The organism is Nocardioides sp. B-3 (assembly GCF_024703895.1).
In the GTDB taxonomy this organism is placed as follows: Bacteria; Actinomycetota; Actinomycetes; order Propionibacteriales; family Nocardioidaceae; genus Nocardioides.
This window is the reverse complement of the sequence record NZ_CP087968.1, coordinates 4,325,591-4,339,437: the sequence shown is the minus strand read 5'-3', so window position 1 is coordinate 4,339,437 and position 13,847 is coordinate 4,325,591. Positions and strand designations below refer to the sequence as shown.

At 70.7% G+C, this 13,847-nt stretch carries 10 protein-coding genes and 3 pseudogenes; 8 read left to right on the top strand and 5 right to left on the bottom strand.

The genetic code is table 11. The annotated features are described in order from the left end of the window. Positions 1-15: 15 nt before the first annotated feature. Positions 16-363 carry a DUF1905 domain-containing protein gene (locus tag LP418_RS28780; protein WP_257954613.1) on the bottom strand — a complete coding sequence of 116 codons (348 nt, stop codon included), beginning with the start codon at positions 361-363 and terminating at the stop codon, positions 16-18. A gap of 119 nt (positions 364-482) precedes the next feature. Here LP418_RS28780 and LP418_RS28775 point away from each other — a divergent pair, with 119 nt between their 5' ends. From LP418_RS28775 to LP418_RS28760, 4 genes are read left to right on the top strand one after another with little or no spacing between them, the layout of a single operon-like run. Further along, positions 483-2,420, top strand: a complete 1,938-nt coding sequence (locus tag LP418_RS28775; protein WP_257954612.1) for an acetyl/propionyl/methylcrotonyl-CoA carboxylase subunit alpha — start codon at positions 483-485, stop codon at positions 2,418-2,420. A 7-nt stretch (positions 2,421-2,427) separates the two neighbouring features. Beyond that, positions 2,428-3,222 (top strand): hypothetical protein, encoded by a 795-nt coding sequence (locus LP418_RS28770; RefSeq protein ID WP_257954611.1) that lies wholly within the window; start codon positions 2,428-2,430, stop codon positions 3,220-3,222. Then, positions 3,200-5,035 carry a hypothetical protein gene (locus tag LP418_RS28765; RefSeq protein WP_257954610.1) on the top strand — a complete coding sequence of 612 codons (1,836 nt, stop codon included), beginning with the start codon at positions 3,200-3,202 and terminating at the stop codon, positions 5,033-5,035. The genes LP418_RS28770 and LP418_RS28765 overlap by 23 nt, the downstream gene beginning before the upstream one ends. Next, entirely contained in the window at positions 5,035-6,024 is a 990-nt protein-coding gene (locus LP418_RS28760) for a carboxyl transferase domain-containing protein (RefSeq protein WP_257954609.1), read from the top strand. The genes LP418_RS28765 and LP418_RS28760 overlap by 1 nt, the downstream gene beginning before the upstream one ends. 3 nt (positions 6,025-6,027) lie before the next feature. Here the strand turns inward: LP418_RS28760 and LP418_RS28755 are convergent, their stop codons facing one another. The 3 genes and pseudogenes from LP418_RS28755 to LP418_RS35005 form a co-directional block, all read right to left on the bottom strand. After that, positions 6,028-6,486 (bottom strand): nuclear transport factor 2 family protein, encoded by a 459-nt coding sequence (locus LP418_RS28755; RefSeq protein ID WP_257954608.1) that lies wholly within the window; start codon positions 6,484-6,486, stop codon positions 6,028-6,030. Continuing rightward, positions 6,486-6,989: an LLM class flavin-dependent oxidoreductase gene (locus LP418_RS28750; protein WP_257954607.1), complete on the bottom strand. Its 504-nt coding sequence runs from the start codon at positions 6,987-6,989 to the stop codon at positions 6,486-6,488. The genes LP418_RS28755 and LP418_RS28750 overlap by 1 nt, the downstream gene beginning before the upstream one ends. A 67-nt stretch (positions 6,990-7,056) precedes the next feature. Next, positions 7,057-7,344: pseudogene (locus LP418_RS35005) on the bottom strand (LLM class flavin-dependent oxidoreductase); the annotation flags it as partial. Positions 7,345-7,504: 160 nt separating this feature from the next. On the opposite strand from LP418_RS35005, the pseudogene LP418_RS35000 reads away from it, so the two are divergent. Further along, positions 7,505-8,245 (top strand): annotated as a pseudogene (locus tag LP418_RS35000) (IclR family transcriptional regulator); the annotation flags it as partial. Between the two features lie 166 nt (positions 8,246-8,411). Here the strand turns inward: LP418_RS35000 and LP418_RS34995 are convergent. Further along, positions 8,412-8,909 (bottom strand): flavin reductase family protein, encoded by a 498-nt coding sequence (locus tag LP418_RS34995; RefSeq protein ID WP_257957229.1) that lies wholly within the window; start codon positions 8,907-8,909, stop codon positions 8,412-8,414. 170 nt (positions 8,910-9,079) lie between these two features. Between LP418_RS34995 and LP418_RS28730 the strand changes: the two are divergent. From LP418_RS28730 to LP418_RS28715, 3 genes and pseudogenes are all read left to right on the top strand, one after another. Beyond that, positions 9,080-10,366: pseudogene (locus LP418_RS28730) on the top strand (alpha/beta fold hydrolase); the annotation flags it as partial. Positions 10,367-10,541: 175 nt separating this feature from the next. Continuing rightward, the gene (locus tag LP418_RS28725; protein WP_272496300.1) at positions 10,542-12,593 is read left to right on the top strand and encodes an FAD-binding protein; all 2,052 of its coding nucleotides are present in this window, start codon (positions 10,542-10,544) and stop codon (positions 12,591-12,593) included. Positions 12,594-12,657: 64 nt separating this feature from the next. After that, the gene (locus LP418_RS28715; RefSeq protein ID WP_257954605.1) at positions 12,658-13,839 is read left to right on the top strand and encodes an acyl-CoA dehydrogenase family protein; all 1,182 of its coding nucleotides are present in this window, start codon (positions 12,658-12,660) and stop codon (positions 13,837-13,839) included. Positions 13,840-13,847: the final 8 nt, after the last annotated feature.

Genomic DNA, 13,847 nt, shown 5'->3' with positions numbered 1-13,847 from the left:
ACTGCTTGCTGTAGCTCAGGGTCTCCCAAAGGCCTGCGCCGCCGGGTCGCCGGCGAGCGCAGCGGCCGAGTCGTCGGGCACCTCGATCTCGCGGGGCGCGGTGTCGAGGCTGATCTCGAGGTCCAGCACGTCACCGGCGGCGATGCCCGCCTCGCGCCTCCGTTCGCCGCTCACGCCGAGGAGGTAGCGGTCGCCCATCCCGGCGATGGACGTGCGGAACGTGTAGCCGTTGACGGTGACCACGACCTTCGGGTGGCCGCCACCGCCGAGCTCCGAGACCACGGAGTCCGGCACCTCGAAGCCGGCCGCGGTCCTGCCCGTCGACTGGAGCTCCGCCGTGAGTCGGATCGTCTTCTCGCGCATCGAGGTTCCCTCCGCCGGACGGAGCACCAGCCAAGCACACGAGCGCCGTGCGAATCACCTACTCAGGCGTAATCCCTCCGGCGACGCGACGGGCGAGTCGCCGCAGTAATGTCGCCGACATGACGGCCCCGGCACAGCGGTTGGTGTTCACTCGAGTTGCGATCGTCAACCGCGGCGAAGCCGCGATGCGGCTGATCCATGCCGTGCGTGATCTCAACGCCGAGGGTGGGGAGCAGATCCGGACGATCGCGCTCCACACCGACGAAGAACGTACGGCGATGTTCGCGCGCGAGGCAGACGAGGCCCACGCCCTCGGCCCCGCTTCCGCCCGGCCCTACATCGACCTCGCCGTACTCGAGCGTGCTCTGGTGGCGTGCCGGGCCGACGCTGTCTGGGTGGGCTGGGGATTCGTCGCGGAGGATCCCGCGTTCGCAGACCTGTGCTCTCGCCCGGGCATCACCTTCATCGGCCCGAGCGCCGAAGCGATGCGCAAGCTCGGGGACAAGATCGGCTCCAAGCTGATCGCCGAGGAGGTGGGCGTGCCCGTCGCTCCGTGGAGCAGGGGAGGCGTCGACACCCTCGAGGCAGCGCTCGCCTCGGCCGCCCGGGTCGGCTACCCGCTGATGCTCAAGGCGACCGCCGGCGGCGGCGGCCGGGGCATCCGCAAGGTCGACACGGCCGCCGACCTCGAGGCCGCCTACCAGCTCACCCGCGACGAGGCGGAGCGCGCGTTCGGCAGTGGAGTCGTGTTCCTTGAGCGGCTCGTCACCGGTGCCCGGCACATCGAGGTCCAGCTCATCGCCGACAGCCACGGCACCGCCCGGGCCGTCGGCGTGCGCGACTGCACCATCCAGCGCCGCAACCAGAAGGTGATCGAGGAGTCGGCTTCTCCGCTCCTGACCCCCGAGCAGACCGACGAGGTCAAGGCGGCCGCCGAGCGGCTCGCTGTTGCGGTCGGCTACGTCGGCGCCGGGACCGTCGAGTTCCTCTACCACCCGGGCGAGCGCACGTTTGCGTTCCTCGAGGTCAACACCCGGCTCCGGGTGGAGCACCCGATCACCGAGGTGACCACCGACCTCGACCCGGTCAAGGCACAGCTCCACGTCGCTGCCGGCGGTCGCCTCGAAGGCACGAAGCCGGCCGAGAAGGGTCACGCCGTCGAGGCGCGCCTCAACGCCGAGGACCCGGATCGCGACTTCGCTCCGTCGCCCGGCCGGATCGCGCTGCTCGAGCTTCCCTCGGGTCCCGGCATCCGGGTCGACACCGGCGTCGGTGAGGGCGACACGATCCCCGCCGACTTCGACTCGATGATCGCCAAGATCATCGCCTACGGCCGCACCCGCGACGAGGCGCTCGCCCGCCTCCGCAGGGCGATGTTCGAGACCACCGTCGTGATCGAGGGCGGCGCCACCAACAAGAGCTTCATCCTCGACCTCCTCGACCAGTCCGAGGTCATCGACGGCAAGGCCGGCTGGGCCGACACCAGTTGGATCGACCGAGTCCGCGACGAGGGCCGACTCGTCGTCCACGAGCACTCCGGCATCGCCGTCGTCGCCGCCGGCATCGAGGCCTACGAGGACGAGGCGCAGGTCGAGATCACCCGCCTCCTCGAGAGCGCGCACGGCGGCCGGCCACAGGTGCAGCACAAGGTCGGACGTGCCGTGGACTTCAAGCTCCGCGGTACGGCGTACAAGGTCACCGTCCTGCAGATCGGCCCCCATCGTTTCCGGGTCGGCGTCGAGGCCGGGGGAGCCGAGCACGTCGTGGTCGCGGACGTCGAGCGGCTGGGCGAGTTCCACACCCGGATGACCGTCGGTGGTGAGCTCTACCGCCCGGTCAACGCCACCCATGGCCCCGTGCACATGATCGAGGTCAACGGGGTGGCCCACCGGGTCACCCGCGACGAGGGCGGCGTGCTGCGCTCGCCCGCTCCCGCGCTGGTCGTCGCTTCGCCCGTCGCAGTCGGTGACACGGTCGCCGCCGGCGCCCCGGTGCTGGTGCTCGAGAGCATGAAGATGGAGACGGCCGTGCGCGCCGTTCGCGGCCCGCGTCCGTGAGCTGCTGGTGAGCACCGGCAGCCGGGTCGAGACCGGTGCGCCGCTGGTGCGCCTCGAGCCGGTCGAGGACGGCGGCGGCGACGAGCAGGCGGCCGCTGACGAGACGGCGCCGGCCCTCGACCTGCCGGAGCCCGCGGTCGCGGCCTCGCCGCAGGAACATGCCGCGCAGACCGGGGCGGACGTGTCCGCAATCCTGATGGGCTACGACGTAGATCCGAGCGACGAGAGTGCCCACATCCTCGGCTACCTCGCTGCCCGCGACGAGCTCGTCGCTGCCGGTGGCGACGTCGTGTGCGACGAGATCGAGCTGCTCGGCCTCTTCGCCGACCCGGCCGAGCTCAGCCGCAACCGGCCGGCCGGCGAGGACCTGCACACCGAGCTGCGTGTGCACTCCTCCGTGGAGCACTTCCACGCGTTCCTGCAGAGCCCGGACGTCGAGCGCGGCGGCCTGCCCGACCAGTTCCGCGACCGGCTGGCCCGGGTGCTCGCGCACTACGGCATCACCGGCACTGACCGGACGCCCGAGCTGGAGGAGGCGGTCTTCCGGATCTTCCTCTCGCAGCAGCGCTCGGCCCCCGACGTCCTGCTCGCCACCGAGGTCCTGCAGCGCTGGATCGCCGAGCCTCCGCCGACCCGGGGAGCTCGCCGGCCCCGCCCGCAGCATCCTCGAGCGCCTCGTCCGGTCCACCCAGCTGCGCTTCCCGGTCGTCGGCGACCTCGCCCGCAGCACTCGCTTCCGCTGGTTCGACCAGCCGCTGGTCGACGCCGAGCGCTCCAGCGTGCTGGCCGGTGTCCGCGATGAGGTCGCGGCCCTCGCGGGCGATCCTGACGCGCCCGACCGCGCCGCTCGGATGGAGGCGCTGGCGCTCATCCCGGAGCAGATCGTCCGGTTCTCGGCCGAGCGCCTCGAGACCGGCGTGCCCGAGCAGGAGCCGATGCTCGAGGTGCTCGTGCGCCGCCACTACCGCGAGCACGACCTGCACGCGCTGGCGGCGCAGTCGTGGGCCGGCCGCACCTTCGTCGTGGCCGACTACACGCTCGACGACCGGCCCACCCGGCTTGTCTCGACGCTCGCCACCATGGCCGAGCTGTCCGACCTCGGCAGCGAGCTCACCGGGGCCGTCGGCGACGAGGTCGCGGCCCGAGATGCCGGTGACGACGCCGTGGTCGACCTCTACGTGCACTGGCCCGAGGCGCCGGAGTCGCCGGCCGCCGCCACCGAGGAGCTCGCCCGCATCGTCGGCGCCCTGCCCTTCGCCTCCGACGTCCGCCGGATCGCCGTCGCGGTCTGCCCCGGCGAGGACCGGCCGGTCACCTACTTCACCTACCGGCCCCTCGCCGACGGCGGCGTCGTCGAGGACGACCCGGTCCGCGGCGTGCACCCGATGGTGGGCCGCCGGCTCGACCTGTGGCGGCTCCGCAACTTCGTCGTCAGCCGGATCGACGCCCCCGAGGACGTGCTGCTCTACGAGTGCGTCGCCCGGGAGAACCCCGCCGACCGCCGTCTGGTCGCCCTCGCGCAGGTGCGCCAGCTGGTCGTCGTCCGCGACGACGAGGGCAACGTCATCGGCGTACCCCACGCCGAACGCGCCGTGGAGAACTGCCTCGAGGCGATCCGTCGGGTCCGTACGTCGCGTGGCGCGGCCGGCAGCAAGCTCGACTCCAACCACGTGTGGGTGCAGGTCTGGCCCGACGTCGATGCCGACCCCGAGCAGCTGACCGCGCTGCAGGGCAAGATCACCCCGCTCACCGACGGGGCGGGCATCGCCGAGGTCGTCGCGCAGGGCCGCGTCGTCGGCTCCGACGGTACGGCGACGCCGATCGCCATCAGGTTCCACGCCCGGCCCGGTGCCGGCGTCACGGCGTCGCTCGAGGCACCGCCGACCGAACCGCTCCAGCCCCTCGACGAATACACGGGCAACGTCGCCCGGGCCCGCCGCCGTGGACTCGTCTACCCCTACGAGCTCGCCGGGGTGCTCACCGGTCCCGACGGCGGCTTCGTCGAGTACGACCTCGACGACACCGGTGCCCTGTCGCCCGTCAACCGGCCTCCCGGCCTCAACAAGGCCGGCATCCTGGCCGCGGTCGTGACGACCCCGACCGCGCTCCACCCGGAGGGCGTCACCCGGGTCGTGCTCTGCGGCGACCCGACCAAGGCGCTGGGCGCGGTGTCGGAGCCGGAGTGCTCGCGGATCATCGCGGCCATCGACCTCGCCGAGCAGATGCAGGTGCCGTTGGAGTGGTTCGCGCTGTCCGCCGGCGCACGGATCTCGATGGACTCCGGCACCGAGAACATGGACTGGGTTGCGGCCGGGCTGAAGCGGATCATTGAGTTCACCCGGGCCGGCGGCGAGATCAACGTCGTGGTGGCAGGCATCAACGTCGGGGCGCAGCCCTACTGGAACGCCGAGGCCACGATGCTGATGCACACCAAGGGCATCCCGGTGATGACGCCCGACAGTGCGATGGTGCTGACCGGCAAGCAGTCGCTCGACTTCTCCGGCGGCGTCTCCGCCGAGGACAACTTCGGCATCGGCGGCTACGACCGGGTGATGGGCCCCAACGGGCAGGCGCAGTACTGGGCGCCTGACCGGCCGGCGCCTTCGCGGTGCTGATGGCCCACTACGACCACACCTACGTCGTGCCGGGAGAGTCTCGTCCGCGACGGGCCGCGACGAGCGACCCCTCCGATCGCGACATCTCGCCGTACCCACACGTGTCGGCGGAGAGCGACTTCACGACGGTCGGCGAGATCTTCGGCGCGGCCACCAACCCGGACCGCAAGAAGGCCTTCGACATCCGCACGGTGATGCAGGCCCCGGCCGATCAGGACCACCCGACGCTGGAGCGCTGGGCCGGCATGGCCGACGCGGACACAGCCGTGGTCCGGGACGCGCACCTCGGCGGCTATCCCGTGTGCCTGCTGGGGATCGAGTCGCGACCGGTGCCGCGGCGCGGCTTCCCGCCCACCGACGGGCCCGACATCTACACCGCCGGCACGCTCTTCCCGCGCTCGTCGAAGAAGGCGGCGCGGGCGATCAACGCGGCCAGCGGCAACCGGCCGCTCGTCGTGCTGGCCAACCTGTCCGGCTTCGACGGCTCGCCCGACTCGATGCGCAACCTCCAGCTGGAGTACGGCGCCGAGATCGGTCGCGCCATCGTCAACTTCGACGGGCCGATCGTCTTCTGCGTCATCTCGCGCTACCACGGCGGCGCGTTCGTGGTCTTCTCCAAGGCCCTGAACCCGAACATGACGGTGCTGGCCCTCGATGGGTCCTACGCCTCGGTCATCGGTGGCGCTCCGGCGGCAGCCGTCGTGTTCGCCGGCGAGGTCGAGAAGCGCACGTCGGGCGACGCCCGCCTGCGTGAGGTCGAGGACCGGATCGCTGAGGTCAACGGACCGGACCGGAGCCGGCTCGTGGTCGAGCTCGCCGACCTGAGGACAGCCGTGCGCGCGGAGAAGATCGGCGAGGTCGCGGCCGAGTTCGACGGCGTGCACGACATCCACCGAGCCGTACGGGTCGGCTCGGTGGACGAGGTCGTGTCGGTCGCCGGGCTGCGGCCGCGGGTGATCGAGGCGATCAGGCAGGGGCTCGGCGACTGAGAGCTAGCCGCCTGCCTCGCTGAACAACGCGGGGGCCTCCGGGCGCCCGTCCAGCACCCGATTCGTCCGTACGGCGACCTGCCAGCCGTCCTCGCCGCGACGGAGTCGCCAGTGGTTGGCGGTGGCTCGCCGTACGACGAACTGCCCGTCCCGGTTGACGATCATCAGGGAGTGGCAGACCGCGAGGGCTTCGTCGCCGGTCACGGTCACGACCGGGGGGCCGATGAAGTGGGCGCAGCCGCCGGCGATCCAGCGCTGGTGGTTGGGGGACTGGACCATGGCCACGATCTCGTCGCGGCCGTTCATCACCAGCTCGTCGACGTCGTAGACGCCGTCGGGTTCCCAGAGATCGGCGACCTCGGACGCGGAGCCCGCGTCGACGAGCGGACCGTAGGACGCGATCAGTCTGGCGATCGCAGCCTCGTCCTCGAGCCTCTGGAGCCGGGCCTCGAAGTCACTCATCATTCGACCTTGTCGCCGAGGACGGCGAGGGCGGCGAGCTGCTCGCAGTAGTGGTCGACCGACTCCGCCGCGAGGGCGACGCCGGCGATCGTGGCGCCCGCGTCGCGCAGGCCGGCCAGCACGCGCTCCGCTCGCGACGGGTCGCCGATCGGGTCGAGCTGGCGTCCCGCACTGAGCACGACGTTGAACCCGTCGGGCAGCTCCACCTTGCCGAGCAGGTCGCGCAGCTGCTCGGGGTTGAGGCCGAAGGGGACCCAGCCATCGCCGTACGACGTGGCGCGGCGCAGCGACCGGAGGGTGCGGCCGCCGATCCACAGCGGGACTCGTTCCCGGCTGGCCGCCGGCGAGACGACGAGGCCGTCGTAGTCGTAGTGCTCGCCATGAAATGACGGAACGCGTTGGGAGAGGGAACCGCGCAGGGCACTGATCGCCTCGTCGGCCCGCGCGCCGCGATCCGCGAAGGACGCGCCGAGCAAGGAGAACTCCTCCTCGAGGCTGCCCACACCCAGGGCCCGGGACCAGCCGGCCCCCGCTGACCCGGTCGAGGGTGCCGTAGCGCTTCGCGATCTCGAGGGGGTGGTGGTAGCCGAGGACCAGCACCTGCGTGGCGAGCTTGATCTGCGTCGTGCGCGCGGCGACATACCCGAAGGTCGCGAGCGGATCCCAGTAGGTGCCGCCGCGCTCCTCCGCAATCTCTTCCGGTACGGCGACGTGCTCACTGCACGTGAGGTGGTGGAAGCCGAGCCGGTCGGCGGCCTCGGCGATCTGCGCAAGCTCGGCGATCCCGGCCGTGGTCTCCCATGGGGAGTGCGCGCCGAGCACGGCGGTGACGATCGGGCTTGCGATTCCAATGCGCATGGACGGGTGTCTACCGCGTGATCGCTCGGCCGCGGACTGCGGTTCCCGGTGGCCGGGAAAGATTTCTGAACTTCCTTCTAGTTTTGGCTGGCGCCCGGGTGTGACGCTTGCTACAGTCCAAAACAAGAATTCATTCTAGTTTTGAGTCGTGGAGGCCATCATGTCCGTCGCAACCGTGGAGCTCGAAAGCCGCCCGGCACTCCCGCCGAGCATGGTGGAGCGGATGACGCTGATCCTCGATGAGTTCGGTGCCCGCTCGACGCGCCTCACGCTCGAGGAGGTGGCCCGCCGCACGCACCTGCCGCGCTCCACGGCCCACCGGATCCTCGACCAGCTGGTGAAGCTGCGCTGGCTCGACCACACGACGTTCGGCTACTGCCTCGGCAAGCGCTCGCTCAGCCTCGGGGGAGGCGGCGACGACCACGCCGAGGTGCGCCAAGCGGCCGCGCCGCTGCTGCACCAGCTCAGCGTGCAGACGGGACTCGTCGTCCACCTCGCCGTCCTCGAAGAGGCCGAGGTGCTCTACCTCGACAAGGTCGGCGGCCGGTTCGCCGCCGCCGTACCCTCCCGCGTCGGCGGTCACGCCCCTGCCCACTGCACCGCGCTCGGCAAGGCGATGCTCGCCCGGCTGCAGCCGGAGGAGGTCGAGGAGCGGCTCTCCTCCAACCCCGAGGCCAACCTCGAGCGCCAGACGCACCTCACCATCGGCGAGGTCGGCCTGCTGCACCGGGAGCTCAACCGCATCCGCGCCCGCCGCGGCGTCGCCTTCGAGAAGGGCGAGTGCTTCTCGCAGATCTCCTGCGTGGCTGCCGCGATCCGCAGCCCCGAGGGCCCGATCGCCGCGATCTCGCTCGTGGGCGACACCCGCGCGCCGATGGAGAAGGTGGCCCCGCTGGTCGCCGACGCCGCCCACCGCGTGTCGCTCGAGCTCTTCCCGCGCGTCAGCGAGCCGCGTACCGCTCGTCGCATGTCGCCGACCGGGGAGCACAACTACTCCCGCCGCCACCCCGGAGCGCTCGGTCGTTGCCGGCCAGACCGGCAGCTGGTTCTAGGACCCGCCCGGGGGCTCAGCCCCAGTGGTCGCCCCAGCCCCACAGGGCCGGCTCGTCGAGTGATGAGGCGGGCGTCGTCTGCACGCCGAAGCCACCGCGGTGGAAGATCATCGGCGGCTCGTCCTCGAGCAGCTCGACCTCCAGCACCCGGCCCAGCACCACGTCGTGGTCGCCGGCGACGTGCACGTCGAAGACCTCGCAGTGCACTCGCAGCAGCACGTCACGGAGCGACGGCGTGCCCCAGCGCGAGACGTCCCATTCGAGTCCGTCGAACTTCAGTCCGCGGCTCGACCCGAAGCGTGAACACACGTCCTGCTGGTCCGAACCCAGCACGTTCACGGTGAAGCGCCCGGCGGTCCGGATCCGCGGCCGGGCGCGGCCGCGATGGTCCGCACAGAAGAGCACCAGCGGCGGGTCCAGCGACACCGACGCGAAGGACTGGCAGGCGAAACCGATCGGCTCGTCCGACTCGAGTCCGGTCACGACCGTGACCCCGGACGCGAAGGCGCCCATCGCGCGACGCAGCTCGTCGGGCGTCGGGGCTTCGACCACGTCGTGAGTGCTCATGAGGCCGACGTTAGGTCCGTACGGCGAACGCCCCTGTCGAGGTCTCGGTGACCGGGAGCCTCGGGGCGTGTCGCAAGCGTGAATGCCTACGGTCGGTGGACCGACCGGGGAAGAGGATGCTGATGCTGAAGGAGCTGGCCACCGATAGCGGTGTGCTGAGGTACTACGACGTGGGAGACGGCCCGCCGCTCCTGCTGCTCCACGGCTCCGGCCCCGGGGTGACGGGATGGCGCAACTACGAGGGCAACCTGCCCGCGCTGTCGCAGCACTTCCGCTGCACGGTGCTCGAGTTCCCCGGCTTCGGCGTGAGCGATCCGACCGACCAGCACCCGATGCTGGCGGCGCCGGCGTCGGTCATCGGCTTCCTCGACGGCCTCGGCCTCGACCGGGTCGACGTCATCGGCAACTCGATGGGCGGCATCGTCGCCGCCCAGCTCGCGATCAACCACCCCGACCGGGTGCGCAGCCCGGTCACCATCGGTGGGATGGGCAAGAACATCTTCAGCCCGTTCCCCGGTGAGGGCATCAACCTGCTGATGGAGTTCACCGACGACCCGACGCGCGAGCGCCTCGTCCAGTGGCTGAAGTCGATGGTCTTCGACCAGTCGATGGTCACCGACGAGATGGTCGAGACCCGCTGGGAGCAGGCCACCCAGCCCGAGACCCTCGACTTCTCGCGGCGGATGTACGGCAGTGCGGCCATGGCCGCCCGCGCCGCCTCCGCTGCGGAGAGCGACGCGGCGCCGTACTGGGCGATGTTGCACAAGATCAAGGCCCGGACCCTCATCACGTGGGGCCGGGACGACCGGGTCAGTCCCGTGGACATGGCGCTCCTGCCGATGCGGACGATCCCCGACGTGGAGGTTCACGTGTTCCCCAACTGCGGACACTGGGTGATGATCGAGCAGAAGACTGCCTCGGGAAGCGACCGTGCTGGCCTTCCTGCTGCGAGGTGCCGAATGAGCGCTGTGCACGAAGAATGGGACGACGAGTTCGACCTCGTCATCGTCGGCAGCGGCGGCGGCGGGATGGCCGCGGCACTGACCGCGCACGACGTCGGCCTCAGCTGCGTCATCGTCGAGAAGGCCAAGCTCTACGGCGGCACCACCGGCATCTCTGGCGGCGGCATCTGGGTGCCCAACAACCCGACCCTGCGCCGCGCCGGTCACGACGACAGCCGCGAGTCGATCCGGACCTATCTCGACGAGCTGATCGGCGAGCGCGCTGAGCCGAAGCGCCTCGATGCGTACGTCGACCACGGACCCGCCGCCATGGCGCTGCTCGAGCAGAGCAGGTGGGTGAAGTTCTTCTGGACCAAGGGCTATTCCGACTACCACCCCGAGCTTTCCGGAGGGAAGCCGCTCGGCCGGTCGATCGAGGCCGTGCCGTTCGACACCCGCAAGCTCGGGGAGGACGAGAAGTTCCAGCGTCCCAACTCGATGAAGGGCCCGCTGGGCCTGTGGATCACGGCGAAGGACTACAAGAACCCGGCCATGGTCAAGCGCACGTGGGGCGGCCGTCGCGCCAGCCTTCGTCGCCGCCCGGCGGGTCGCGTCCAACGTGATCCGCCGACGCCACATGTCGACGGGCGGTCGCGCGTTGGTGGCCCGGCTGAGGATGGCGCTCAAGGACGCCGGTGTCCCGCTCTGGCTCGAGACCCCGATGACTTCGCTGGTCGTCGAGGACGGCCGCGTGGTCGGTGTCTCCGTGACGAAGGACGGAGAGACGAAGAGGATCCACGCCCGCAAGGGCGTCCTCATCGCCAGCGGCGGCTTCGAGCACAACCGGGAGATGCGCAACGCGTGGCTGCCAGAGGGCGGCCGTGAGGACCTGAGCCTCGGCGCCCGCGAGAACGTCGGCGACGGCATCACCGCCGGCATCGGTCTCGGTGCCGCGGTCGACCTGATGGACGACGCATGGTGGATGCCGTCGGTGACGCACCCCAGCGGCGCCAGCATCCCGCTGGTCTCCGAGCGCTGCATCCCCGGCTCGGTCATCGTCTCGTCGGACGGCAGGCGCTTCACGAACGAGTCGTCGCCGTACACGAACTTCGTCCACGACCAGCTGGACGGCAAGCACGTGCCGGCGTGGTTCGTGATGGACGCGAAGGCGCGTCGTCGCTACCCGTTCGCGCAGATCCTGCCCGGACAGCCGTTCCCGAAGTCGTTCTACGACGCGGGCCTCGTCGTGAGGGCTGAGACCCCGGACGAGCTCGCGGACACGGTCGGGCTGAAGGGTCTGACCGCGACCGTGGCGACCTTCAACGACTTCGCCCGCACCGGCATCGACCTCGAGTTCGGCCCGCGGCAACAGCGCCTACGACCGCTACTACGGCGACCCGACGCTGAAGAACCCCAACCTCGACACGATCGACACCGGGCCCTACTACGCCGTCCGGCTCGACGTCGGCGACCTCGGCACCAAGGGCGGGCTGGTCTGCGACGAGCACGCCCGCGTGCTGCGCGAGGACGGCTCGGTCATCGACGGCCTCTACGTCACCGGCAACGCGTCGGCGTCGGTGATGGGCACGGAGTATGCCGGCCCGGGCGCCACCATCGGCCCCTCGATCGTCTTCGGCTACGTCGCCGTCAAGCACGCGGCAGGCGCCTTGTCATGACCCTCCGGGTGCGCGTGGTCGAGGTGGTCCGCGAGACCGCGGATGCCCACTCGCTGGTGCTCGAGCCGGTGGACGGCAGCACGCTGTCCTACCGGCCCGGTCAGTTCCTCACGCTGAGCATCCCGACCGATCGTGACGGGGGAGCGGCCCGCTGCTACTCCCTGTGCAGCTCGCCGGCCCTCGACGAGAAGGCCAAGGTCACGGTCAAACGGACGGTCGACGGCTACGCGTCCAACTGGATCTGCGACAACGTCGTCGCCGGCACCGTCCTCGACGTGCTGAAGCCGTCGGGCACGTTCACGCCCAAGCACCTCGATGACGACTTCCTGCTCTTCGCCGGCGGCTCCGGGATCACGCCGGTGCTCTCGATCCTCAAGACCGCGCTGCACTCCGGGACGGGTGCGGTCACGCTCGTCTACGCGAACCGCGATCCCGACTCGATCATCTTCCGCGACGAGCTCGCTGCCCTCTCCGAGTCGTACGGCGATCGCCTGACCGTCGTCCACTGGCTGCAATCCGTCGACGGGCTGCCGAGCGCGGCGGGCGTCGCAGGAGTCGTCGCCGCCTATCCGAACCGCCAGTCCTTCATCTGCGGACCCGGCCCGTTCATGGACCTCGTGTCGTCAGCGTTGGCAGACGCCGGGGTTCCGAGGGACCACGTCCACGTCGAGCGCTTCACCTCGTTGCACAACGACCCCTTCCACGAAGCGGCCGTCGTCATCGACGACGGCGCGGCTTCCAGCGAGGTCGAGGTGACCCTCGACGGCGACACCCGCAGCGTGCCGTGGCCAGAGGGCAACCGGCTGCTCGACGTGCTGCTCGCGGCCGGGATCGAGGCGCCGTTCTCCTGCCGCGAGGGCGCCTGCAGTGCCTGCGCCTGCGTGCTGCTCGAGGGTGAGGTCGACCCGGAGAACAACGAGGTCCCGGACGCCACCGACCTCGCGGACGGCCTGATCCCGGCCTGCCGGGCGACCGCTCGCAGCGAGCGGCTCAAGGTCACCTACGACGCCTGATGGCACGTCCCGCTCAACGGGAGATCGGGCGACGGGTCGGCCTAAACGCTGCGAACGTCTGTTCATGAACACCGCCCTGCAAGCAGTCGAGGAACGAGCCGACGAGCTCGCCGCCCTCGGCGAGTCCAACGAGAAGCTCGGCAAGCTCGACGACTCCACGGCCAAGATCCTGCGCGACACCGGCGTCATCAAGATGCTGCAGCCAGCGGAGCACGGCGGCGCCGAGGCGCACCCGCGCGACTTCGCCGAGACCGTCATGCGGATCGCCTCCCTCGACGGCGCGACCGGCTGGGTCGCCGGCATCGTCGGGGTGCACCCATGGGAGATGGCCCTGTGCGACTCCGGCGTGCAGGAGCAGATCTGGGGGTCCGATGACGAGACCTGGATCGCGTCGCCGTACGCACCGATGGGGATCCTGAAGCCGGTCGACGGCGGATATGTCTTCAACGGGCGCTGGCAGTTCTCGTCGGGGACCGACCACTGCCAGTGGATCTTCCTCGGCGCCTTCCTCGGCGACGAGAACGGCGAGCGGCTGATGCCGCCGCAGAGCTATCACGTGATCCTGCCGCGGTCCGACTACACGATCGTCGAGGACTCGTGGGACGTCGTGGGCCTGCGTGGCACCGGCTCCAAGGACGTCATCGTCAAGGACGCGTTCATCCCGTCCGAGCGTGCCGTCGCGTTCAGCACGATGATGGACGGCTCGGCGCTGGCGGCCTCGGGCCGCACCAACCCGACCTATGCCGTGCCGTTCACGACGATCTTCCCGCTCGGCATCACCAGCGCCGTGATCGGCATCGCCGAGGGCGCGCTGGCCCACCACATGGCCTACCAGCGCACGCGCGTGCAGGTGACCGGCACCGGGATCTCCGACGACCCCTACGTGCTGTTCGCGATCTCCGCTGCTGCCGAGGAGATCAAGGCCTCGCGCACTGCCCTGCTGTCCAACGTGACCTCGATCTACGACAAGGTCGCCGCGGGGGAGCAGATCAGCTTCAACGAGCGCGCCGCCAGTCGCCGTACGCAGGTCGCCGCCGCCCGGCGTGCCGTGCGCGCGATGGACGAGGTCGTCGCCCGGTCCGGCGGCAACGGCCTGCGGATGGACAACCCGATCCAGCGGTTCTGGCGTGACGGCCACATGGGCCCGGCGCACGCGATCCACGTGCCCGGCTCGGTGTTCCACGCGACCGCGCTGACCGACCTCGACATCGTGCCGCCGCCCGGCCCGATGCTCTCGATGATCTGAGGAGATCA